Source organism: Nocardia sp. NPDC049737 (assembly GCF_040674755.1).
Lineage (GTDB): Bacteria > Actinomycetota > Actinomycetes > Mycobacteriales > Mycobacteriaceae > Nocardia.
On sequence record NZ_JBFANH010000016.1, the window covers coordinates 88419 to 109707 of the forward strand.

Consider the following 21289-nt stretch of genomic DNA (forward strand, 5'->3'; position numbering starts at 1 on the left):
TCCGGCACAGCGTTCGACCTCATAACATCCTCGGTTCGGCAACGGTCCGTTCCGCATGCAAAAGCCGCGGATCCGCACCTGGAAGCACCGCCAGGACGACATCGTCCCCGGATGCGGTCAGCACATCGATCAGGCCGCCTGCGGCGCGCAGTTCAGCGGTGTCGGCAGGTGCATCTATGACGACGACCAGAACCGGCTCGACGCCGACCGACCGCCCACCAGCGGACCTCGTCAGCCCTGGATAATCCACCGCCCCCTCGCCCCCGGGAGCATGATCGCCCAGCGCCCCATTGCCCAGCGCCCCATTGCCCAGCGCCCCATTGCCCAGCGCCCCATTGCCCAGCGCCCCATTGCCCAGCGCCACCCCATCGTCCAACGCCACCCCATCGTCCAATGCCACCCCATCGTCCAATGCCACCCCATCGTCCAATGCCGCAACTTCGGAAAGCGCGTCCTCGATCCAGTGCGCGTTGTACAAATAACGTGGTTCCACCTCACCAGCCTCAGGCGCAACGAACCGGAAGCCACGCCGTAACGGATACCCCGGCTCATCCAGCACATACGCGGGCGAGCGAGTCGTCGTCTGAAATCGCGTCGCGATCCCGGCATCGGCAAGTTCGGCCGCCAACCGCAACGGCAAATACATCAACTCTTCGTGCCCGAGCACAATCGCGGGTCGACCAGCGAAATCATCGGCGAGCCGAACCCGCAACGCCTCGGCGGCCTGCACAAGCGCCGCCTCGAACGCATCCGTATCGGACCGCAAAATCCCATGCCTACCGCCCTCGGGAACCGAAGCAGGCCAGGGCAACTCGATCCGATCGAACGAACCACGCTGCGCTGCGGTCGGATTCAATACAGGATCCGGCATCGAAGACACCGTCTCGACCAGATCATCGGGCAGCAAGGTCCGCCCGGCAGCCAAACACACGGTGTCGATCCGCGCCCCCAGCTCGTCGGCCGCCACCTCGAACCGCGTCCGATCGCTCTCGGTCCGCATATCCACCAGCGACGCCAGTACATAATGCGCACGCGGCGAAAACGCGTGCAACGCCCGAACCGCATCGATCGCCGTATCACCGGTGGAGATTTCGTCGTCGACGAGCACCAGCGGCAGATCGTTGACGAAGATATCCGCGGGTGCGGGCTGCAGCAGATGCGAGGTGGCGTGCGAATGTCCCTCCTCGAAGCCGGTCAAGGTAGTCGCATCGGGCACCTCGCGACGGGTCGAATGCAGATAGCATCCGGCTCCGATCCGCGCCGCCACACAATGTCCCAAACCCGTTGCGGTCTCGGCGAATCCGAGCACCACTGCCTCGCGATCCCCCAGCACGTCACGCACCAGATCACCCAGTCGATTGCCCGCACCGAGCACAACCCGCGGACCCGTCGGCAGATGTTTCCCGAGCACCGTCGAAACCAGCAGGTGCGCGCGACGCGGATTGCGTCGCAACCCGGGCTGAATCAAAGTTGCGATGGGCAATTCGGCGGGCAGCACGTCAACCGCCCCGCCCCCATGCGAGCGCTCGTGCCGCAACTCGATACCCAAATTCGTTGTCGCCCAGGGGTCGATATTCATTCAGTTACCAACGCTGTCAATAGATCCACGAACGAAACACCCTTATTGGCGACACCGAAAACCCGGGCCCGCAGCAGCGTCTGACGCGCCCAACTGCGATGCGGCCGCATCTCGTTCATCTTGTTCCGATATCCGGATGCCGCGACCCCGCCGACATCGACCTGCAGGATGTCCAGCGCATCCGAATACTCTTCGTGGGTCACCACCGACAGTGCATGCACGGCCGCGACATGCGACGGATGGATCACCGTCTTGCCCTGGATCCCATTGGCCCGATCGAGCGTGATCTCACGTAGTAGCCCGTCCAGATCGCGACTGACCAGATAGCGCCGGAACGGTACCGCATCGGATTCCTCGAACGGCGCGGTCCGCAGCAGCGGCCGGAACATCCGCTCATGGTCGGCGAAGTATTCCCAGACCGGTCCGGTGATCACGAAACCCGTGCCGTCGGAACGCCCCAGGTAATTCACGATATCGGCGATGACATCCGCGACCACCCGCACGTCGTAAATGGTCAGATCCCGGTCCCGCCGAATGCCGAAGGTCGAGCACATATCCGTCGCGCCGATGCGTACCGCGAGTACCCGCTCGCGGTGCTCGCCCAATAGCGTCGCGATTTGGGTCAGCTCCTGATCCCGGGTCTGGCGATGTACCAGCGCGGGCGATTCGAGGACCGGCATGCCGTACACCGGCCTGCTCAAACGCTCGGCGGCCGCCTCGAGTGCGGCGAGATATTTCGGACCGCTCGCACTGTCGAATTTCGGAAAGACGAAGCCGCTCAGTGCCGCTGTCCCGCTGCCGAGCTGTTCGACGATTTCGGACACGGTATCCGCATCACGAACCCGGACGAACAGCAGCGGATTCGGATCCTCGCTTTCGGCAAGCAGATTCAGCGTCGCGACGGTCTGGCGTTTGGCCGATTCCACCTCGTGATCGGCGACCGCATCCTCGAGATCGATGACCATCGAGCACACGCCGCGCGCGGCCCGCTTACTTATCGTCGAGGCGAGGTCATGGCGAGTCGCCGGCGCGTACAGCGTGGCGCCGAGCGCGATCGCCAGAATTTCCCGGTCGGCCTCATCGCCGAACGGTTCCGGTTGTCGATGGAACAGGTGCCGCGCCTCCGGGCCGTGCAACTGGCGAAAATGGCGCAGCGGCAATTGCTTTCGCAGGGAGACCTGTTGCTGGACGACGATGCCCGCGGTCATCGCTTCGCTGTCCTCATCCCTAATGGCGGTGGCCGCATAACCCTGGCCTCATTCTCGTCGTGGTCCTGCTTGTTTTCTCATTCGATCCACTACCCCGGCTACGAACTCCGCGACGGTATCCAATTCGGCCACATAGGCCCAGTAGTCGGGATGGCGCCCCGACAGGTTTTCGGTGATTCGATCGATCCGGTCCACCTGTGCGTCGAGCACAGATCCCCATTCGCCGACGAGCCCGCGGCTCACCGCGAGCATTTGTGCGTCCCGCAGCCGAAATCGTACGGCCTTGGCCTTCTCTTGCGGATTCTCACGGACCTCGCGCAGCAATGTCAGCCGTTTGGTGACGGCATCGATCAAATGCTCGGCCTCGGTGAGGTACCCGCGTGCGGATGTAGTCAGATCAAGCGCAGACTCCGGATTGTTTTCGGCCGCTGCCGCTCGCGCCCGCACCAGGGCGGCATCCGCGGCCTCGATGGCCTTCTTGCTTTCCTGCCCATTGTTAGCCAGATCCGCTGAACTCGCAGCATTGAACTCGCGCAGCATCTCCGAGTAGGCCGGTGCCAGCCGCTCGCCACGAGTGCGTACCGCGGCCAACCTGGTGGCAACCGAGGCGATCGCATTGGCCGCCGCCGCGGCCCGAGAAGGCGCCTGCGTCAATGCTTCTGCCAGCGCTTTCGTCGCCGATTCCAAGCGTCCGGCGGCCTCGCGGATACTCGCGGCGGGCACCTCGGAACCGAGCGACTCGAGTGTGAGCAGCGACTCATCCACCGCCGTCGCGTGCTGGCGCACAGAGGGGTAGCCAGCGTATTCGGATTCGGCGGCCTGCCTGCGCACACCCGCCGCCGCGACCTTCACCTGCTGCGCGAATTGTGGCACCGTGCCCGCCACCGCGACGGCATGTTCGAGCTGGGACTGATTACCGCGATAGAACTCGTCGACGGCACGGGCCGCGTCGGTCAATTGCCGCACCAGGGTGTCTACCCGCGGCTGCCGCTGCGGCATCGGCGTGTCGTCGCGCTCGACGTTATCCAGTTCCTCGGTGAACGTCAGATATGCGCCTGCGGCGTCATAGCATCTGCTGCGCACGGGTTCCCATTTCGCGCCCATCCGTCGCTCCGGGAAGACCTGTTCGCAGGCGTGCACCGCCGCCTCGGCCGCACTCTGGCGCCGATCCATATCCAGGAATGCGGCAGCCAGCGTCGACCGGGCCTGTGCAATCCATTCATTGTTCCCGGACGACCGGAACCATCCACGCCTACGGCCTGTCACGCCCCGATGTTAAGCGGTGTACTCGCCTCGGCTCGGCCGAGCGGACGAGATGTTCCAGTTCACCGGGGGATACACCAGTTCCTACGCAAGACTGCCGAAACCTACTACTGTCGTAGGGCGTACCCGGCGATTCGGACAATGCTGGGAACCACAGACGTCTATTGAAAGGGAACCCCGCATGGGTGTCAGTTTGTCCAAGGGCGGCAATGTCTCGCTGACGAAGGCGGCGCCGAACCTTACCGCTGTCTCCGTCGGGCTCGGGTGGGATATTCGTACGACCACCGGCACCGACTTCGATCTGGATGCCAGTGCGATCGCGACCGGTGGGGACAAGAAGGTCGTGTCCGACAAGCACTTCATCTTCTTCAACAACCTCAAGTCGCCGGAGGGCTCCATCGAGCACCTCGGTGACAACCTGACCGGTGAGGGTGAGGGCGACGACGAGGTAATCAAGGTCGACCTGGCCAACACCCCGCCGACCATCGAGAGCATCTTCTTCCCGGTCTCGATCTACGACGCGGACACCCGGCAGCAGTCCTTCGGCCAGGTGCGCAACGCCTACATCCGCGTTGTCGACCAGGCCAACGGCACCGAGCTGGCCCGCTACGACCTGTCCGAGGACGCCTCGACCGAGACGGCCATGGTCTTCGGCGAGCTGTACCGCAACGGCGCCGAGTGGAAGTTCCGCGCCATCGGCCAGGGCTACGCATCGGGCCTGGCGGGTATCGCCCGTGACTACGGTGTGAACGTCTAAGACGTACTGATCTGTACAGGGGGCTCGGCGACGGGCCCCCTGTACGCATGTCCCGGAACGATTCGCCTCGCCGCTCCGTTGGACAATCGACGGTTCGGCGGCCACGCTGGAACCATCATCGCGACCGCGGGTTGGTTCGGCCCTCGGGTTACATCGGCAAAGGCGCGCTCGGAAAGACATTCGACCGCCGCACGGAAAGGGTCTCCGCGTGGTCCTGCGCATATTCGGCATGTCCATCGTCGTCACGGTGATATCGCTCGTCGCGGCATTCCTGTACGGCGGACCGACGGCGCTGGCGTTAGCCGCCATCCTCGGCGTCCTCGAGGTCTCGCTGTCGTTCGACAATGCGGTCATCAACGCCACCGTGCTCGAACGCATGAACGAGTTCTGGCAGCGGATCTTTCTCACCGTCGGTGTGATCATCGCAGTATTCGGCATGCGGTTGGTCTTCCCGTTGGCGATCGTCTGGATCACCGCGGGCCTGAACCCGGTGAAGGCTTTCGACCTTGCGCTGAACCCGCCCGCAGATGACGCGCTGGTATTCCCGGACGGCAGCCCCAGCTACGAGAAGCTGCTCACCGACGCACATCCGCAGATCGCCGCGTTCGGCGGCATGTTCCTGCTGCTGCTGTTCCTGAACTTCATCTTCGAGGAACGCGAAACCACCTGGCTGTCCTGGCTGGAGAAGCCGCTTGCCCAGCTCGGCAAGCTCGATATGCTCTCCGTGGTCGTCGCGAGCGTCGGCCTGGTGCTCACCGCCGAATTGATCGCGACCGACGAAGAGCGCGCCACCGTCCTGGTCGCCGGTCTGCTCGGCATGATCACCTACATCGTGGTCGACGGACTCGGTTCGCTGTTCCATACCGAGGAGTTCGAGGAATCCGCGGACGGCGGTCCGTCCCAGCTGGTCAAGGCCGCGGGCAAGGCGGCGTTCTTCCTGTTCTTGTACCTCGAGGTGCTCGACGCGTCGTTCTCCTTCGACGGTGTCATCGGCGCCTTCGCCATCACCTCCGACCCGATCATCATCGCGCTCGGCCTCGGTCTGATCGGCGCCATGTTCGTCCGTTCGATCACCGTGTACCTGGTGCGCAAGGGCACGCTGTCGGAGTACGTGTACCTGGAGCACGGCGCGCACTGGGCGATCGGCGCGCTGGCGGTCATCCTGTTCGTCTCGATCGGCGTACACATCAACGAAATCGTCACCGGTCTCGTCGGCGTGGCCTTCATCGGCGCGGCATTCATCACCAGCATCATTCGGAATCGGCGCGATGACGCCGACGAAGTGGAGAGCGAACGAGAGGTCACCCCGGTGGCCTGAATTCCGGCGAGTAGCCGAAGAATTCGAGCGGCCGATCTTTTCGAGCGACCTGCAAGCAGTCGCTAGCGGCGGCTTCCAGCCGCTGCCGCTTCTCTTTTCAGCGGACGGGCACCGGTTGCCGCTGATCGATTGCGGGCGTCGGGCGGCGCGAGGCGAACACCATGCCGATCAGTCCGACGCCGAGTCCGGCCGCGGCGAGGGGCCGCAGCGGCTGATCGATGAACAGCCAGGCCAGCACGGCGGTGACCGCGGGAGTCGCGAAGAACAAACGCCCGACTCGCGTTGCCTCCCAACGCTTCAGCATCGCATTCAACAGTAGGAATGCGACCATCGAATTGACCAGCACCATCCAGGTGAGCGATTCCGCGAACCGCGTCCCATCCCAGATATGCAATTGGCCGGTGCTCCAAGCCAATACACCCGCGACCGGCGCGCTCGCGGCCATGTGAATGGCGGTGGTGGCACGCGAATCGACCTGCGGCACATAACGTTTCTGATAGATCGTGCCGACACTGAGACCAAGCAAGCCGACCACGCACAGCAGCAGGCCGACCGGTGACATGCTCGATTGGTCGAGTACCGCCAAGCCGACGCCGATACCGCCGATGCCGAAGCCGAACCACTGTCGCGCGGTGACGGTTTCGCCGATGAACCCGGCCAGCAAGGCGATGACGACCGGATTGAGTCCCTGGACCAGGGCGATGATGGCAGCCGAGACGTGCAGGCTCATCGCGGTGTAGAACGCGCCGAACTGCACGATCTGCATCAGCAGACCCGCGATGACGACATGTTTGAGCTGGCCCGCGCTCGGCCAACTCGCGCGAATCACGACGGCGTACACCGCGAGCAGTATCGCTGCGATGCCGAAGCGCGCGAACAGCACCGTCATCGGCGGTGCCGCGCCGACGCCGATGACTCCGGCGATAAAGGCGCTGCTCCACAGCACGACGAACAGTGGTTGCATGCCCGCCGCCAGGGATGGCTTGCCGGTCGCTCGAAACAGCGGGTCCAAGTTCACGTGCCCTCCTCGATAACGGATAACCGCCTAAGACGGTTACTACGTTCGCATTTTCGTAAGTAACCTGTCAAGGCGGTTATTATCGAGGTGTGTTCGCCTTCGTGAGCGGTAACCTCGCCCTGGACTTCGCAGGCACGGTCAAGGCCCGTGCCACGACGTTCGACGACTTCCTCACCACTCCGGCGGATCTGGACGAGTGGCTGCTCGCCGCCTACCTCCTCGACACCGCGCCGCACTGCGATGCCGCGACACTCGACCGCGCGGTGCGACTGCGCGAGGCGGCCTACCGACTGGCCCTGGCCGCGGCCGGCGACGAACCGTTCGCGGATGCGGACCGCAAGATCGTCAACGAGCTGGCGGGCGGTGAATTGCCCAGGCTGACATTGCGATCCGATGCGACGATCACTCGCCACGGCGGTCCGGATGCGGCACTCGCCGCGATCGCCCGGTCCGCAATCGAAATGCTCGGTGGTCCCGAGCGGGGGTTGATCAAGGAATGCGGGCGCGACGAGTGCACTCGGCTGTATCTCGATACCTCACGCGGGAAGTCGCGGCGCTGGTGCGATATGACCATCTGCGGTAACCGCGCCAAGAGCGCGGCATTCCGTGCCAGACATGCCGACTGATCCGGCGGTATCGCCGGCGGTCAGCGATGGCGGTTGCTCCGTGGCGGCGGCGCGACAGCGTGCGAGTTGCGCGGGCCGATCCCGGAGCCGGTGCGCCGGCGTGGGTTGCTAACCGCCGAGGCCGAGGCGGCGGGCCCGTACTAGGCGACCGGAACGAGGCTGCCGGGGGCGAACCGCGGTATCGGCGGGGGCACGAGTCGGGTTCCGCGCGGTATCGCACGCACGAATAGGAAGAAGAACACCACCAGCAGCGCTGCTCGTCCCCACACACCGAATTGCACGACATTCTCCATCGAATCCACCGAGTTACCGGATCCGATCGAATAGAAATACCGGAATACGCCGATCCCGATCGCCGCATCGGCGATCAGATACGCACCGATCGCCGCCCACGGCACCTCGAGCAAGACCATGAACGGCACCAACCACAGCGTGTACTGCGGCGAATGCACCTTGTGGAACAGCAGGAATCCGCACAGCATCGCGCCGCTGACCCCGATCCACGGGAAGGTGCCGGTCATCGTGAACCGCTTCCAGCCCAGCCACATCGCCAGCGCGAAGGAGGCCAGCACCAACGTCGGCGAGGCGACCGAGACGGCGTGCTGAAATGCGCTCTCGCCCTCGGCATCCTGAGCGAACAGCGGTCGAAGTCCCCAGTACCAAATGGAATTCGTGGTGATATCGGCCTGGCGCAATTGCTGAAAGGTGATCGATGCGCGCCAGCCGTCGTAACCAGCGAGCGCGAACGGCAGATTCACCACGACCACCGTGCCGACGGCCGCGGCGGCGGTAAGCAGCGCACCGCGCACATCGAACCGGGTCGGCGTCGGATCATCCATATCGCGCTGACCACCGGTGAGCACATAAGCGAGCAACGGCAGCACGAAAATGCCCGGATACAACTTGAGACAGAACCCGATACCGAGCAGCACGGCGGCCAGAATTCCCCTGGTACGCAATGAATATCGGGTCAGCGCGGTCACCACGTACACCGCGGCGACCGCCATGCAGACCACGGGTAGCTCCCAGTTGTGGAATGCGTAGAGCACCAGCGGCGGCCCGGCCGCCCACAACAGTGCCGCCCGCCCCGCGAGCCGGACCAGCAGCCAGGCGGTCAACAAGGCGAACGGCGCCAACAGCAATGCCGAATGCAGCAGGAATTCCGCGTCGTTATCGGCGCCGACCGCGCCGAGCCACATCAGCACACCACTGAGCACCGGATACTCGACCGCGCCACCCGTCAGCATGCCGTCACCGGTAATGCCGCCATCGATATACGGAAAGACGTGCTGATCGATATCGCGCCCGAGCCAGAGGAATTGGATATCGGAATAACAGACATCCGAATCCTTGATCACATCGAAGATCGCACTGCGACCGTTCTCGGCGAACGGCGCACCGGCACACCGCGCCTTGTTGGCATACGCGAACGCCAGCGTGAGCCCGCACAGCAACACCACCACCGCGGCCAGCGCTGTGCTGCGCTGCACGCGGCCCGCGATCGAGTCGCTGGCGGCCAGTCCGGTCGGCATGTCGACCAGCCTAGGTGGCCGACGCAGACCGCGCCCGCGGCTCCCCCGCCTCCGCGAGCCTTTTGCCGGTCGTAGGAGCTTTGCTGGTCGCGTCGCGGACCGGCGGTCGGTCGCTGGATCGAGTGCTGGACGTACCCGGTGAGTTACCCATATGCGTACGAAATCAGATGTTGCGAAGGTAATCACGGGGCAGCTTTCGCTGCTCAGCGGGCGTTCATGTAGCCTTGTCGGGTTGCTGACGCAACGACCCTCCTGCCACGGACCGTCCGTGGCCGTTTCCTAGTCCACAGGAGGTGATTGGTCCGTGCGTCATTACGAAGTGATGGTCATCCTCGATCCGAGCCTGGACGAGCGCACTGTTGGTCCGTCGCTGGACAACATGCTGAGCGTCGTCAAGACCGATGGCGGCAAGGTCGACAAGGTCGACATCTGGGGCCGCCGCCGGCTCGCCTACGAGATCGCCAAGCAAGCCGAAGGCATCTACGCCGTGGTCGATCTGACCGCCGAGCCCGCCACCGTGAGCGAGCTCGACCGCCAGCTGGGTCTCAACGAGTCGGTGCTGCGCACCAAGGTTCTGCGCCACGGCAAGTGACACTCGATTGCGTCGGTGCCTGTCTCTAGGCTCTAGCGCAAAGCGAGTGCACTGCGGACTGCATACCGAGCAGGAGGAACCACATGGCAGGCGACACGGTCATCACCGTCATCGGAAACTTGACGGCCGATCCCGAACTTCGATTCACGCCCGCGGGCGCTGCGGTGGCGAATTTCACCGTCGCATCGACTCCCCGCGTGTTCGACCGTAATTCGAACGAATGGAAAGACGGCGAAGCGCTTTTCCTGCGCTGCAACATCTGGCGTGAAGCTGCGGAGAATGTCGCAGAAAGCCTGACCCGAGGTGCCCGCGTGATCGTGAGCGGACGACTGAAGCAGCGCTCCTACGAAACCCGCGAGGGTGAGAAGCGCACGGTCGTCGAGCTCGAGGTCGACGAGGTCGGTCCCTCGCTGCGTTACGCCACCGCGAAGGTCGCCAAGGCCAGCCGCGGCGGCGGGGGTGGCGGCGGCTTCGGTTCCGGTTCCGGTGGCGGCGGTGGCAACTTCGCTCCTGCCGGTGGTGGTGGCGGCAGCCGTTCCGGCGGCGCCGACGACGACCCGTGGGGCAGCGCACCCGCGGCAGGCTCCTTCGGGGGCGGCCGCGCAGACGACGAACCGCCGTTCTGAGAACGGCTCACATCGGCCTGAATTGATTCCGTAGCGACTGCTTGTAGGTCGCTCGAAACGATCAGCCCATCATTGATTACGGAGTAACCATGCCTAAAGCGCCCGCGCGCGAAAAGGTGCTGAAGAAGAAGGCTTGCACCTTCTGCAAGGAAGCCAAGTCCGGCACCGTCAATATCGATTACAAGGACACCGCCCTGCTGCGGAAGTACGTCAGTGATCGCGGCAAGATCCGCGCTCGCCGGGTCACCGGCAACTGCGTGCAGCACCAGCGCGACGTCGCCGTTGCCGTGAAGAACTCGCGTGAGGTGGCCCTGCTGCCCTACGTGTCGACGGCTCGCTGAGAAGGGAGACATCGCAATGAAGTTGATTCTTACTGCTGATGTGGACAACCTCGGTACCCCCGGTGACACCGTGGAGGTCAAGGACGGCTACGGCCGCAACTACCTGCTGCCGCGCGGCCTGGCGATCGTGGCCAGCCGTGGCGCGCAGAAGCAGGTCGAGGGCATCCGTCGGGCACAGGACGCGCGCAAGGTGCGCGACCTGGATCATGCCAATGAGCTGAAGCAGGCCATCGAGGGCTTGGCGGCGGTTTCGCTGTCGGTCAAGACCGCCGGCACCGGCAAGCTGTTCGGCTCGGTCACCCAGTCCGACGTCGCTGCCGCGATCAAGTCGGCCGGTGGGCCAGTCGTCGACAAGCGCAGCATCGAGCTGCCGAAGTCGCACATCAAGACGGTCGGCAAGCACAACGTCGTGGTGCACCTGCACCCCGATGTGGTCGCGAAGTTCGACTTGCAGGTCGCCGCGAACTGAGTTCATTCGAAGGCCACTCTTGTGTTTCGGCACGAGGGTGGCCTTCGACTGTGCCGAATCGATCCATGTGCTGGCTGAGCTATACCGTTCGGGAAAATAGCCAAATATTTGCGAGCTAGCCGAAGCGGTGATCTGGGTCATTCTCGGCAACCTGCCGCTATCGGCTCTACCGCCAGTTATTCGCCTTGTGGATCGTCGAGAAAACCAACCGGACGCCATGTGATCTACGCCATAGACACCAAACGTGCTGTTTACCCTCAACACGCCCGGCTGTTCATCTAGACCGACACGCCGACACTCATTCATCCACACGTGGATAGCTTAAGAAATCGATATCTATCAGCGTGTTTGAGCGGCGCGACCTGGGTTTTCCCCAAGTTGTACACAGGGGGTGCACAACGCTAGGTAAACAGTCCCCAACTTATCCACAGGCGTGTGCACATTGCGGTTTGGCGACTGCCTATCGGGTCGCCTAGGTTCATCGCAACATCATGCACGCACCACCCGGAACGGCATGGTTCGGCACCCGCCACGGCGGTTTGCTGGAACCGCAGGTGAGGCCCCATTAGTGAGGTCCCTCAGCCGCGGTGCGCTGCCGAATGTGTCGTAGCCCGGGAGTACAACGAGTGATCAATAGGGTCGGCGGGTAGGCATTTTCGAGCGGCCTGCAAGTGGCGAGAGAGGACGGTCGAGTCTGGTGACCACCACCGATGGCCGCGGGCATACGGACTATCCGCCCGAACCGCCCGGTGAGGACTTCGGCAGGCAGCCCCCGCACGATATGGCGGCCGAACAGTCCGTGCTCGGCGGCATGCTGCTGAGCAAGGATGCGATCGCCGACGTCGTCGAGGTGCTGCGCCCCGGCGATTTCTACCGCCCGGCCCACCAAGCGGTCTACGACACCATCCTCGATCTATACGGCCGCGGCGAACCCGCCGACCCGGTCACCGTCTCCGCGGGCCTGGACCGCCGCGGCGAACTCAAGCGCATCGGTGGCCCGCCCTATCTGGTCACCCTCACCCAGACCGTCCCCACCGCCGCCAATGCGGGCTACTACGCCGAAATCGTTGCCGAGAAGGCGATTCTGCGCCGCCTCGTCGAAGCGGGCACCCGCATCGTTCAGTACGGCTACGCGGGCGCCGACGGCCAGGACATCGCCGAGGTCGTAGACCGCGCCCAAGCCGAGGTCTACGAGGTCACCGAACGCCGCACCACCGAAGACTTCCTCCCGCTCGAGGAACTGCTGCAGCCGACGATGGACGAAATCGACTCCATCGCCTCCCGCGGCGGCATCTCCCTCGGCGTCCCCACCGGCTTCACCGAACTCGACGAACTCACCAACGGCCTGCACCCCGGCCAAATGATCATCGTCGCGGCGCGCCCCGGTGTTGGCAAGGCCCTGGCCCTGGCCACGCCCCTACCCACCCCCACCGGCTGGACCACCATGGGCGAGGTCCGCCGCGGTGACGAACTTCTCGACGCCGAGGGCCGTCCCACTCGTGTCCTCGCCGCGACCGAGGTGCTGACCGAACGGCCGTGCTACGAGGTCGAATTCTCCGACGGCACAGTGATCGTCGCCGACGAGCAACATCAGTGGCTCACCATTGCCGGGGCAGCGGGTGCTCGTGTCGCTGCCGTACGCACAACTGGCGAAATCGTCCACAGCGTGCATCTCGCGGACGACAGCCCGAACCATCTCGTGCCGACGACCGCTCGTTCGGCCGCCAGGCACATCGTGGACGTGCGAAAGATCGACACCGTCCCCGTGCGATGCGTCGAGGTGGACAACGCCGAGCATCTGTACCTCGCCGGCGAGTCGATGGTGCCCACGCACAACTCGACGCTCGGTATGGATTTCATGCGAAGCTGCTCGATCAAACACGGTCTGGCGAGCGTCATCTTCTCGCTGGAGATGAGCCGCACGGAAATCGTGATGCGCCTGCTCTCCGCAGAGGCGAAAATCAAGTTGGGCGATATGCGTTCGGGCCGCATGAGCGACGACGACTGGACCAAACTGGCTCGCCGTATGAGCGAGATCAGCGAGGCACCACTGTTCGTCGACGACTCGCCGAACCTGACCATGATGGAGATTCGCGCCAAGGCGCGGCGGTTGAAGCAACGCCACGACCTGAAACTCGTTGTGGTGGACTACCTCCAGCTGATGACCTCGGGCAAGAAGGTCGAATCCCGACAGCAAGAAGTCTCGGATTTCTCGCGAAATCTGAAGCTGTTGGCTAAGGAGTTGGAAGTTCCGGTCATCGCCATCAGTCAGCTGAACCGTGGTCCCGAACAGCGAACAGATAAGCGGCCCATGGTGTCTGACCTGCGCGAATCTGGTTCGCTCGAACAGGATGCGGACATGGTCATCCTGCTGCATCGGCCCGATGCATTCGAGCGGGACGACCCGCGTGGTGGTGAAGCCGACCTGATCGTCGGTAAACACCGTAATGGTCCAACTGCCACGATTACCGTTGCGCACCAACTGCATTTGAGTCGGTTCGTGGATATGGCCCGCGGCTAGCTGGTCGGCGTGTTTCGAACCTCACGAATGATTTCGTGTCCACTTCGTATACGAAGCAATCATTCCGCGGCGGCGACACCGGGCTCCCGGGCGTCGAGCGCGGCGAGTTCGCTGGTCAGTTTGGCTCGGATCGCGGTGACGGCGTCGCGTCCGAGCGGCAGCCGCAGTGGGGGCGCGGCGGATTCGACGACGGCGATGATCTGCTGCGCGGCCTGATCCGGGTCGCCGTAGACGCTCGGATCGAGCTGGTTCAGGCGCTCGTGCGCGGCCTCGACACTAGCGGTGTAATCAGCGTGCTGTACCGGCGTGATATCCAGTGCTGCAACGAAATTCGTGCCGAACATACCCGGCTCGACGATGGTGACGCCGATACCGAGATGGGCGACCTCCTTGGCCAGACCCTCGCACATGCCCTCGACCGTGAACTTAGTAGCCGCATAGAGCCCCAATCCCGGTGACGGGGCGGCGACACCAGCCACTGACGAGATCTGCACGATGTGCCCGTGCCGCTGCTCACGCAACACCGGCAGTGCCGCGCGAATGACATTGAGCGAGCCGAACACGTTCGTCTCGAACACCTTCCGCACCGCATCGTCCGGAATCTCCTCCAGCGCACCGAAAATTCCGTAACCGGCGTTGTTCACCACCACATCCAACCGGCCGAACGTTTGCATGGTCTGTGCCATCGCCTGCTCGGCCTGCCCGCTGTCGGTGACATCCAAGGGCAGAACGAGGACACGACCGGGATGGGTCGCGGCCAAATCCTGCAAGGACTGTGCCCGTTCGGGTTGGCGAACTGTTGCAACCACCCGACCACCGGCCGCCGCTACCGCCCGGCTCATCGCGTAACCGAATCCCGACGACGCACCTGTCACCAGCCACACCCGTTCGTTCTGCATCTCAACTCCTCAGCAGGCCATAATTCTAATACTGACCGTATCGTATCGAAACATGTAGACTTATGCCATGGCTGAGTCCACACAGGCGCGCGGACCAGGACGACCGCGCAGCGAACGATCACGCCGAGCAGTGCTGTCCGCAGCCCGAGAACTACTGACCGACCGGGGGCTGCCTGGATTGAACATGGACGACATCGCTGCCCGCGCCGGCGTGAGCAAGAACACGATCTACCGCTGGTGGCCGACCAAGGCGGCAGTGTTGATGGACGCCTTCACCGACACCTTCGCCGAGCAGATGGAAGCTCCGGACGACGGCGACTCCTTGACCCGGCTGCAAACTCAGCTCCGGCGCGTCGCACAGTTGATGAACACCCCCGAGGCCCGCCTCCCGTTCGTCGCACTCGTCGCAGCGGCCCAGCACGATCCCGAACTGGCTGCGGCCCTACGCGAACGGTTCATCGACACCCGCCGAGCCGGCGTCAGAGAACTCATCGCCACCGGAATCGTCGACGGTCAGCTCCCCACCGATCTCGACGCCGACATCCTCATCGACCTCATCTACGGAGCCCTCTACTACCGGCTCCTGATCAGCGGCGCACCAGTCGACCCGGCCTACGCCGACCAGCTCATCGAGGCACTGTCCCCCATCCTCCGAACCTGAACCCCAGCGGAGCGCGGTGCGGATGAAGCAAGATCACGAAATCGAGGTGGCCTACGTTCAATCCGCGTAATCGTGATTGAACTCTGGAAGGATCACCCAGCCCTGACGGACCGCGATATCGACCACACCCGCGGCGACACGAACCGGCACAACAAGCGTGCCACCCGACTCGAGCGGCGCCGCTGCTACGCCGACATCTCCCGGGCCCGCAGGTTTCGCTTCTTGGCCCGATTGCCGCAGGTATCCATCGAGCACCAGCGTCGGTTTCCCGGGCGGGACAGATCGACGAAGTAGGCCCGGCAGCTGTCGCCCGCGCATCGCCGTATGCGCGCGGCGGTCGGCGAGGTGACCAGATCTAGCGCATCCCGGGCGACCGTCGCCAGGACCGCCGCGATCGGGTCGGGCGCGGTCCACTGCAATTCCCCGCGCCGGTCGAGACTCGTCGACTACCTGTGCCATCGAAATCTGCGCAATCCCAACGCCATCGACGAACAGTCCCGCGCGGTGTACGCACGCGCCTATTCCCGTCCCGAGTCGATCCGCGCCGCCAACGGTTGGTATCAGAGTTTCACCCAGGACATCGAGGACAGCCGGACGTACGCGAAACTGACGATACCCGTTGCCGCACTGCACTTTCCGGACCACACCGACATCCTCGACAGTCTCGCCGAGCGAGCAACCGACGTGCTCGCCATCGAGATCCCCGATAGCGGCCACTATCTCGCCGAGGAACAGCCCGAGCTCGTCGCGGCTCACCTGTGCGACTTCTTCGGATAGTGCGCCCAGTCCGGGGTCCATATGTCGTCGCTGGATGTCGCTTTGTATCTGGCGTGCAGGTACTCGAGGAAGTTTGCGAGGACGGGGTGTGCATTGTCTGTTCGCCAGATCACCGAAAGTGGATAGACCGGGGTCGGGTCGACGACGGGGATTCGGCGCAGGTCGTAGCTTTCCGGCCAGAGGTATCGGGAGCCTTCGCCGACGAAGGTGGCGAGTTGGGTGGAATCCGCGAGTTCGGCGAGGAGCGCCTCGATGCCGAAACTCGGGCCGATCGTGTCGATGGTGAGTCCGAACGCTGTCGCCAGATCCTTGTAGTAGCCGATCGGTTCGGCGTCGGACATGCCCGGCATCCAGATGGGGTGATCGGTGAGTTCGGCTGGCGTTACCGTCTTGGCGTTCGCCAGTGGATGCCGTGGGCCGACGAGCAGTTCGTGCCGGTCGTCGATGACGCGCGATGCCCGGACTCCGCTCGGGACCTCCAGGTGTCGTAGGGATCTGAAGGTGGCGTCGATGGTGCCCGCACTGATCTCGGCCAGCGCCGACTCCGCGTCGAAGTTGGTCAGGGTGACAACATCGAGCTCGATATCCGGATTCTGCTGGTAGAAGGCATGAAGGATGGTGGAGGGCGCAATCCTGCGGGCCACCACATCGATCCGGAGGGCCCGGCGCCCCGGTGTCACGGCCGCGGTGGCGCGTTCTGCGGCACGGAGGAGCTCTCGGGCATGCGGGAGCAGTGCTTGCCCGTCGACGGTCAGCCGCACCCCTCTGGCAACCCGCGCGAACAGCTGAACTCCGAGTTCTCGCTCGAGCGTGGCTACTCGTTTCGACGCTGCCTGCTGGGTGATTCGCAGATCGTCGGCAGCGGCTTGGAACTGGCCGGTCTCGGCAACCGCGACGAAGGTACGAACCGCATCGAGATCCACGAGCCGAAACCTACTCTCACAACGAAAAGTTGTGACACTCCGCTCGATTCGTTGTTGGTGTCAGCATCCATCGACCGGCTTCAATCTCCCTGACAACAGAGGGAGTGCCGATATGTGGCGGAGAGCGAAGCCGGATCGGGCGTTCGGGTGGTTGTGGGCCGCCTACGCGGTCAGCGCCTACGGGACCGGACTCGGGTTCGGGGCATTTTCGGTGGTCGCCATCACTGTTCTGAACGCTAGTTCGGCCAAAGTGGCGACTTTGTCGGCATCCGGGCTGGCGATCGGGGCGCTGCTTGCGATTCCGCTCGGGCCGTGGATGGAGTTTCGCGCCAAGCGACCGGTCATGATAGCCACGGACCTGATCCGCTTCGCGGCCCTGGCATCCATACCGCTCGCCTACTGCCTGGGTGGGTTGTCCTTCGCGCAGCTCTTGGTGGTCTGCATCGTCACCGCGGCGGCGAAGATCGCTTTCACCGCCGCCAGCGGCGCTTACCTCAAGACCATCGTTCCGGCCGACAGCCTGCTGGTGGCCACCAGTCGTTTCGAGTCCACCACCTGGTCGGCCACGGTCATCGGACCGCCCGTGGGTGGCGCTGCCATCGGGCTGCTCGGACCGGTGACCACCGTTGTCGCCGATGCGGTGAGCTACCTCCTCTCGGCACTCGGCATTCTCGCGATCAGGGAACCCGAACAGCCCGCGCCCCCACGGAAGGCCCGAGCGCATCGGTGCAGCGACATCGTCGAAGGGTGGCGCTACATCCTCACCCACCACACGCTGCGTCGGTTCTTCGTCAACACCATGCTGGTCAACGGGCTGATCATGGCCGGGGAGCCGCTGTTATCGGTGCTGATGCTCGCCCATTTGCGGTTCCCGCTCTGGGAGTACGGGCTGGCATTCGCTGTTCCGTGTATCGGCGGCCTGATCGGGTCACGACTTGCCCGCCGCGTCGCTTCCCGCTTCGGCGAACAGACGGTGCTGCGGGTCTTCGGCACACTGCGCGCCTGCTGGCCCCTCGGACTGGCGTTCATTCGGCCGGGCCCGGCCGGGCTTGTGATCGTGATGGTCACCGAGTTCGGGCTGATCATCTGCATAAGCATCTTCAACGCCGTCTTCGCCGCTTATCGGTTGAACAACACCGAGATCGATCGCCATGCCCGAGTCCTCGCCGCGTGGTCGATCACCAGCAGCATCAGCATCGCGGCAATCACCGTGACGTGGGGTCTGCTAGCACAACTCACCTGCCCTCGTGCGGCTATCGCGTTGGCCGGGATCCTCCTGCTTGCCACGCCGTTGCTGCTGCCGCGCCGAATCGCCACGCCCGAACCGATCCCGTCGAATGAAGAGCCGGTTCTCTCCCGCGAGAGCGCGGGAGCGTGACCCGCCCACATATCAGTGCCTCGTCCAGATCGCTTGCTACTCGCCGAGCGTAGTCATTCAGCGGTCGATGCGGCATGGGCGTCCACCGTTCGACTGCGTTCGACGGAACCCTCCGAACGAAGGCTCGGTACGGCAGAAGGTATCTGGACGCGGCACTGGTCGGTCGCTTCAGGGCTGGCGGCCGTCGAGCGCGACTCGGACGTGGTTGCAAAATCTATAGACCGGTCTATTCTGGGACCATGGTTACGTCCAAGGGCGCTCAGACGAGTGGGCAGTTGGTGGAGTCGATGCTGGAGTTGATCCAGGCGCGGGGGTATAGCGGGACGGGATTGAACACGGTTGTGGAGCATGCGGGGGCGCCGAAAGGGTCGCTGTACTTTCACTTTCCGGAGGGAAAGGAGCAGCTCGGGCAGAAGGCGATCGAGTTGGCAGCCGAGCGGTTTCGGACCTTGCTGGACGAAACGGCGGTGGCCGGGGCGTCACCGGGGGAGGTGATTCGGCGGGTTGTGCAGGTGCTGGCCGGGTTGGTCGCGGACAGCGATTTTCAGCTCGGGTGCCCGGTTTCGGTAGTCACGCTCGAGATGGGTGCGCACAGCGAACGACTGCGTGAGGTGTGTGCGGCGGCGTTCGAATCGTGGATCGCGCCGGTGCGTGAATACCTGGTCGCAGCAGGGCATTCGGCGGCGGCGGCGCGCACGCTGGCGACGGCGGCGGTGAGTGCGGTCGAGGGCGCGGTGATCGTGGCGCGCGCCAAACGCGATGTGGAACCGCTGCACAGCACGGCACAGATGCTGGCAGCTCTGCTCGACCAGCCCGGGGCGGTGGTGTGATGACCACCCGCCACGCGCTCGTATTCGGAGCCACCGGCTTCATCGGCCGCAATCTGATTCTCACCTTGGACCAGGCCGGAGTCCGCGTCACCGCCGCGGTCCGCAGCCGCGAATCGTTCGCGCGGCTGGGCGCATGGTTGGGAGATCACGGGTGCCGGACGACTCCGGCGGAGTTGATCGTCGATTTCGACACCGAACCCATTGTCCAGGGCGGGGATTCGGCGTGCACGGATGTCACCGAGGTCTACAACTGCGCCGGCGCTTACCGATTCGGTATGACGAAGGACGAGGCGCGCCACGGCAATGTCGACAGCGTCCGCTCGGTGGTGTCCTTCGCCGCGCAACTGCCTCAGCTGTCCCGGCTTGTTTATGTCTCCGGCTACCGAGTAGGCGGTCAGGACCCGACTACCGTTCCGTGGAGCCCGGAGCGGGTGGAACGAACCCATCGCGGTCTGGGCGCTTATGAGGCGTCGAAGGTGGAGGGGGATGCGGTATTTCAGGCCGTCGCCGATGAACTCGGCGTGCCGTGGTCGATCGTCAACCCGCCCACGGTAATCGGGCTCAGCAGCACCGGTGAATCCGATCAGCAACTGGGCCTCGCGGCGAGTTTGAAAGAGCTTTGGCAGGGGACGGTCACTGCATTGCCAGGCGACTCCCGCACCTTCGTGCCGGTGATCCCGGTCGACTATCTGACTCGCTTCATGACCCTGCTCCCAACGGATCCCGTCACAGCCGGTGTGGCGTACTGGGTGCTCGACGACGCGACGCCCGCACTGCCGACGCTACTGTCGCAGGTCGGTCGGCACTATCGGGTACCGGTACCGCGCACACGCATCCCGGTCGCACTGGTGAAGCGGCTACCGCAGTGGTTGACGAAGGCCGATCCCGAAACCCTGACCTTCCTGTCCACCGACCGCTATCCCACAGACTCGGCACACGAACTCGCCCGCAAGCATGGACTCGACTTGCCCGACACCACACGCACGATCCTGCGATGGGCCGACCATCTCGCGGCGCACCGCTTCGGAAATGCGCAAACAAAAAGTGCGGCAAGGACTTTCGATAATTTCGCTGGAGTCCGAACGTTCCGGATCGGCGAGCCCGAAGCACCCACTGTGATACTGCCCGGCCTGCCGGTCAATGCCGACACCTGGGCTCCGGTCGCGGCAGCCATCGGCCACGCCCAGGTTCTGGACCTGCCCGGCCTCGGGATGTCCGCAGGCGGTCGAGGTGACTGGCAGGCATGGCTCGAGACGCTGCTCGAACGGACACCTGGCGCGCATCTTGTCGGTCACTCGGTAGGTGCCGCCGCAGTGGTCGAGGCCGCGGCCGCGCATCCGGACAAGGTCGGATCGATCACGCTGGTCGCCCCATTCTTTCTCCAGCCGAGCGCTGGGATTTCGGCACTGGCCACACCTCTGACGCGGTGGTATCTGCGTCGACTGAGTCCGAATGCCCTGTCCGACAAGCTCACCGGCTCACCCGAGCACGCGTCGGTGCTGCAATCGAGCGTGCAGGATCTGCGTCGCGCGAATGTCGCGGGCAATGTCGCCACACTGTTCGCCGCAACGACGAATGCACGCTGGCGCCGTGAACTCACCGCCAAGCTCGCGCAATATCCCGGACCGATCCATGTGATCACCGGAAGCGAGGACGCGCTCGGTCCTGGCCTGCACGAATCACTCTTGCCCCGAATCGAATTCAGCACCATCGACCGAGCCGCCCATCATCCACAACTGACACACCCCGACGAATTGGTGCGTGCTATCGGCGGATAAGGACGCGCGATGAGCAGGGAGTTCTTGTGCTCCACCGCGCGGGGCGCGGTTTCGAACAGTCGGGCGGGCAATCCGACCTGCGGCTGCCATCGACATCGCCGATCAGCCAGCGCGGCTGCCCCCGGCAGCAAATGGTCCATGGTCTCCAGCCATCGGCCGGATACGGCGACCTCCGCGCTCGTGGCCGTGAGCG

22 protein-coding genes are annotated in these 21289 nt (G+C 64.2%); 13 read left to right on the plus strand and 9 right to left on the minus strand.

Annotated elements, in window-relative coordinates:
* Positions 1-19 precede the first annotated feature (19 nt).
* From AB0J47_RS22085 to AB0J47_RS22095, 3 genes are read right to left on the minus strand one after another with little or no spacing between them, the layout of a single operon-like run.
* Positions 20-1579 carry a phosphoribosyltransferase family protein gene (locus AB0J47_RS22085; RefSeq protein ID WP_364348776.1) on the minus strand — a complete coding sequence of 520 codons (1560 nt, stop codon included), beginning with the start codon at positions 1577-1579 and terminating at the stop codon, positions 20-22.
* Complete coding sequence (locus AB0J47_RS22090; RefSeq protein ID WP_364348779.1) at positions 1576-2787, minus strand: HpcH/HpaI aldolase/citrate lyase family protein; 1212 nt, start codon at positions 2785-2787, stop codon at positions 1576-1578. Before AB0J47_RS22090 ends, AB0J47_RS22085 begins: the two co-directional genes overlap by 4 nt.
* Positions 2788-2835: 48 nt before the next feature.
* Entirely contained in the window at positions 2836-4053 is a 1218-nt protein-coding gene (locus AB0J47_RS22095; RefSeq protein WP_364348782.1) for a hypothetical protein, read from the minus strand.
* Between the two features lie 178 nt (positions 4054-4231).
* On the opposite strand from AB0J47_RS22095, the gene AB0J47_RS22100 reads away from it, so the two are divergent.
* On the plus strand, positions 4232-4807 hold the full coding sequence (locus tag AB0J47_RS22100) for a TerD family protein (protein ID WP_063042648.1): 576 nt from the start codon (positions 4232-4234) through the stop codon (positions 4805-4807).
* A 208-nt stretch (positions 4808-5015) separates the two neighbouring features.
* Positions 5016-6125 carry a DUF475 domain-containing protein gene (locus tag AB0J47_RS22105; protein WP_364348786.1) on the plus strand — a complete coding sequence of 370 codons (1110 nt, stop codon included), beginning with the start codon at positions 5016-5018 and terminating at the stop codon, positions 6123-6125.
* 97 nt (positions 6126-6222) lie between these two features.
* On the opposite strand, the gene AB0J47_RS22110 is transcribed toward AB0J47_RS22105, so the two are convergent.
* Positions 6223-7143, minus strand: coding sequence for a DMT family transporter (locus tag AB0J47_RS22110; protein WP_364348789.1), 921 nt, complete (start codon positions 7141-7143; stop codon positions 6223-6225).
* 89 nt (positions 7144-7232) lie between these two features.
* Here AB0J47_RS22110 and AB0J47_RS22115 point away from each other — a divergent pair, with 89 nt between their 5' ends.
* Positions 7233-7769 (plus strand): CGNR zinc finger domain-containing protein, encoded by a 537-nt coding sequence (locus AB0J47_RS22115; protein ID WP_364348792.1) that lies wholly within the window; start codon positions 7233-7235, stop codon positions 7767-7769.
* Between the two features lie 140 nt (positions 7770-7909).
* Here AB0J47_RS22115 and AB0J47_RS22120 read toward each other — a convergent pair whose 3' ends face one another.
* The gene (locus tag AB0J47_RS22120) at positions 7910-9301 is read right to left on the minus strand and encodes a hypothetical protein (RefSeq protein ID WP_364348795.1); all 1392 of its coding nucleotides are present in this window, start codon (positions 9299-9301) and stop codon (positions 7910-7912) included.
* A 304-nt stretch (positions 9302-9605) separates the two neighbouring features.
* Here AB0J47_RS22120 and rpsF point away from each other — a divergent pair, with 304 nt between their 5' ends.
* The 5 genes from rpsF to dnaB all read left to right on the plus strand — a co-directional run bounded on the left by rpsF (position 9606) and on the right by dnaB (position 13850).
* Positions 9606-9893: a 30S ribosomal protein S6 gene (gene rpsF, locus AB0J47_RS22125; protein WP_040697500.1), complete on the plus strand. Its 288-nt coding sequence runs from the start codon at positions 9606-9608 to the stop codon at positions 9891-9893.
* A gap of 83 nt (positions 9894-9976) precedes the next feature.
* A complete protein-coding gene (locus AB0J47_RS22130) occupies positions 9977-10519 on the plus strand; it encodes a single-stranded DNA-binding protein (RefSeq protein ID WP_364348799.1) in 543 nt (180 codons plus the stop codon).
* 89 nt (positions 10520-10608) lie between these two features.
* Positions 10609-10860 carry a 30S ribosomal protein S18 gene (rpsR, locus tag AB0J47_RS22135; protein ID WP_040697505.1) on the plus strand — a complete coding sequence of 84 codons (252 nt, stop codon included), beginning with the start codon at positions 10609-10611 and terminating at the stop codon, positions 10858-10860.
* Between the two features lie 16 nt (positions 10861-10876).
* Positions 10877-11329, plus strand: coding sequence for a 50S ribosomal protein L9 (gene rplI / locus AB0J47_RS22140; protein ID WP_364348803.1), 453 nt, complete (start codon positions 10877-10879; stop codon positions 11327-11329).
* 697 nt (positions 11330-12026) lie between these two features.
* Positions 12027-13850, plus strand: coding sequence for a replicative DNA helicase (gene dnaB / locus AB0J47_RS22145; protein WP_364348806.1), 1824 nt, complete (start codon positions 12027-12029; stop codon positions 13848-13850).
* 59 nt (positions 13851-13909) lie between these two features.
* On the opposite strand, the gene AB0J47_RS22150 is transcribed toward dnaB, so the two are convergent.
* A complete protein-coding gene (locus AB0J47_RS22150) occupies positions 13910-14749 on the minus strand; it encodes an SDR family NAD(P)-dependent oxidoreductase (RefSeq protein ID WP_364348809.1) in 840 nt (279 codons plus the stop codon).
* A 67-nt stretch (positions 14750-14816) separates the two neighbouring features.
* Between AB0J47_RS22150 and AB0J47_RS22155 the strand changes: the two genes are divergently transcribed.
* Complete coding sequence (locus AB0J47_RS22155) at positions 14817-15410, plus strand: TetR/AcrR family transcriptional regulator (RefSeq protein WP_364348812.1); 594 nt, start codon at positions 14817-14819, stop codon at positions 15408-15410.
* Between the two features lie 57 nt (positions 15411-15467).
* Here AB0J47_RS22155 and AB0J47_RS22160 read toward each other — a convergent pair whose 3' ends face one another.
* Together AB0J47_RS22160 and AB0J47_RS22165 are read right to left on the minus strand one after the other, a co-directional pair.
* A complete protein-coding gene (locus AB0J47_RS22160; protein ID WP_364349115.1) occupies positions 15468-15665 on the minus strand; it encodes a hypothetical protein in 198 nt (65 codons plus the stop codon).
* Positions 15596-15829, minus strand: a complete 234-nt coding sequence (locus AB0J47_RS22165; RefSeq protein WP_364348815.1) for a CGNR zinc finger domain-containing protein — start codon at positions 15827-15829, stop codon at positions 15596-15598. The genes AB0J47_RS22160 and AB0J47_RS22165 overlap by 70 nt, the downstream gene beginning before the upstream one ends.
* Here AB0J47_RS22165 and AB0J47_RS22170 point away from each other — a divergent pair.
* Positions 15756-16187: an alpha/beta hydrolase gene (locus tag AB0J47_RS22170; RefSeq protein ID WP_364349118.1), complete on the plus strand. Its 432-nt coding sequence runs from the start codon at positions 15756-15758 to the stop codon at positions 16185-16187. The two genes, AB0J47_RS22165 and AB0J47_RS22170, sit on opposite strands and share 74 nt — an antisense overlap.
* Here AB0J47_RS22170 and AB0J47_RS22175 read toward each other — a convergent pair.
* A complete protein-coding gene (locus tag AB0J47_RS22175; protein ID WP_364348818.1) occupies positions 16163-17110 on the minus strand; it encodes a LysR family transcriptional regulator in 948 nt (315 codons plus the stop codon). The two genes, AB0J47_RS22170 and AB0J47_RS22175, sit on opposite strands and share 25 nt — an antisense overlap.
* Positions 17111-17222: 112 nt before the next feature.
* Between AB0J47_RS22175 and AB0J47_RS22180 the strand changes: the two genes are divergently transcribed.
* The 3 genes from AB0J47_RS22180 to AB0J47_RS22190 all read left to right on the plus strand — a co-directional run bounded on the left by AB0J47_RS22180 (position 17223) and on the right by AB0J47_RS22190 (position 21096).
* Complete coding sequence (locus tag AB0J47_RS22180; protein WP_364348821.1) at positions 17223-18488, plus strand: MFS transporter; 1266 nt, start codon at positions 17223-17225, stop codon at positions 18486-18488.
* A 239-nt stretch (positions 18489-18727) separates the two neighbouring features.
* Positions 18728-19318: a TetR/AcrR family transcriptional regulator gene (locus AB0J47_RS22185; protein ID WP_364348824.1), complete on the plus strand. Its 591-nt coding sequence runs from the start codon at positions 18728-18730 to the stop codon at positions 19316-19318.
* On the plus strand, positions 19318-21096 hold the full coding sequence (locus AB0J47_RS22190; RefSeq protein WP_364348827.1) for an alpha/beta fold hydrolase: 1779 nt from the start codon (positions 19318-19320) through the stop codon (positions 21094-21096). The genes AB0J47_RS22185 and AB0J47_RS22190 overlap by 1 nt, the downstream gene beginning before the upstream one ends.
* Positions 21097-21289: the final 193 nt, after the last annotated feature.

Excerpts from the sequence above, each read along its gene's own strand:
- AB0J47_RS22085 (WP_364348776.1), bottom strand. The coding sequence starts at position 1,579 with ATGAATATCGACCCCTGGGCGACAACGAATTTGGGTATCGAGTTGCGG.
- AB0J47_RS22090 (WP_364348779.1), bottom strand. The coding sequence starts at position 2,787 with ATGACCGCGGGCATCGTCGTCCAGCAACAGGTCTCCCTGCGAAAGCAA.
- AB0J47_RS22100 (WP_063042648.1), top strand. The coding sequence starts at position 4,232 with ATGGGTGTCAGTTTGTCCAAGGGCGGCAATGTCTCGCTGACGAAGGCG.
- AB0J47_RS22120 (WP_364348795.1), bottom strand. The coding sequence starts at position 9,301 with ATGCCGACCGGACTGGCCGCCAGCGACTCGATCGCGGGCCGCGTGCAG.
- AB0J47_RS22130 (WP_364348799.1), top strand. The coding sequence starts at position 9,977 with ATGGCAGGCGACACGGTCATCACCGTCATCGGAAACTTGACGGCCGAT.
- rpsR (WP_040697505.1), top strand. The coding sequence starts at position 10,609 with ATGCCTAAAGCGCCCGCGCGCGAAAAGGTGCTGAAGAAGAAGGCTTGC.
- rplI (WP_364348803.1), top strand. The coding sequence starts at position 10,877 with ATGAAGTTGATTCTTACTGCTGATGTGGACAACCTCGGTACCCCCGGT.
- AB0J47_RS22150 (WP_364348809.1), bottom strand. The coding sequence starts at position 14,749 with ATGCAGAACGAACGGGTGTGGCTGGTGACAGGTGCGTCGTCGGGATTC.
- AB0J47_RS22155 (WP_364348812.1), top strand. The coding sequence starts at position 14,817 with ATGGCTGAGTCCACACAGGCGCGCGGACCAGGACGACCGCGCAGCGAA.
- AB0J47_RS22180 (WP_364348821.1), top strand. The coding sequence starts at position 17,223 with ATGTGGCGGAGAGCGAAGCCGGATCGGGCGTTCGGGTGGTTGTGGGCC.
- AB0J47_RS22185 (WP_364348824.1), top strand. The coding sequence starts at position 18,728 with ATGGTTACGTCCAAGGGCGCTCAGACGAGTGGGCAGTTGGTGGAGTCG.
- AB0J47_RS22190 (WP_364348827.1), top strand. The coding sequence starts at position 19,318 with ATGACCACCCGCCACGCGCTCGTATTCGGAGCCACCGGCTTCATCGGC.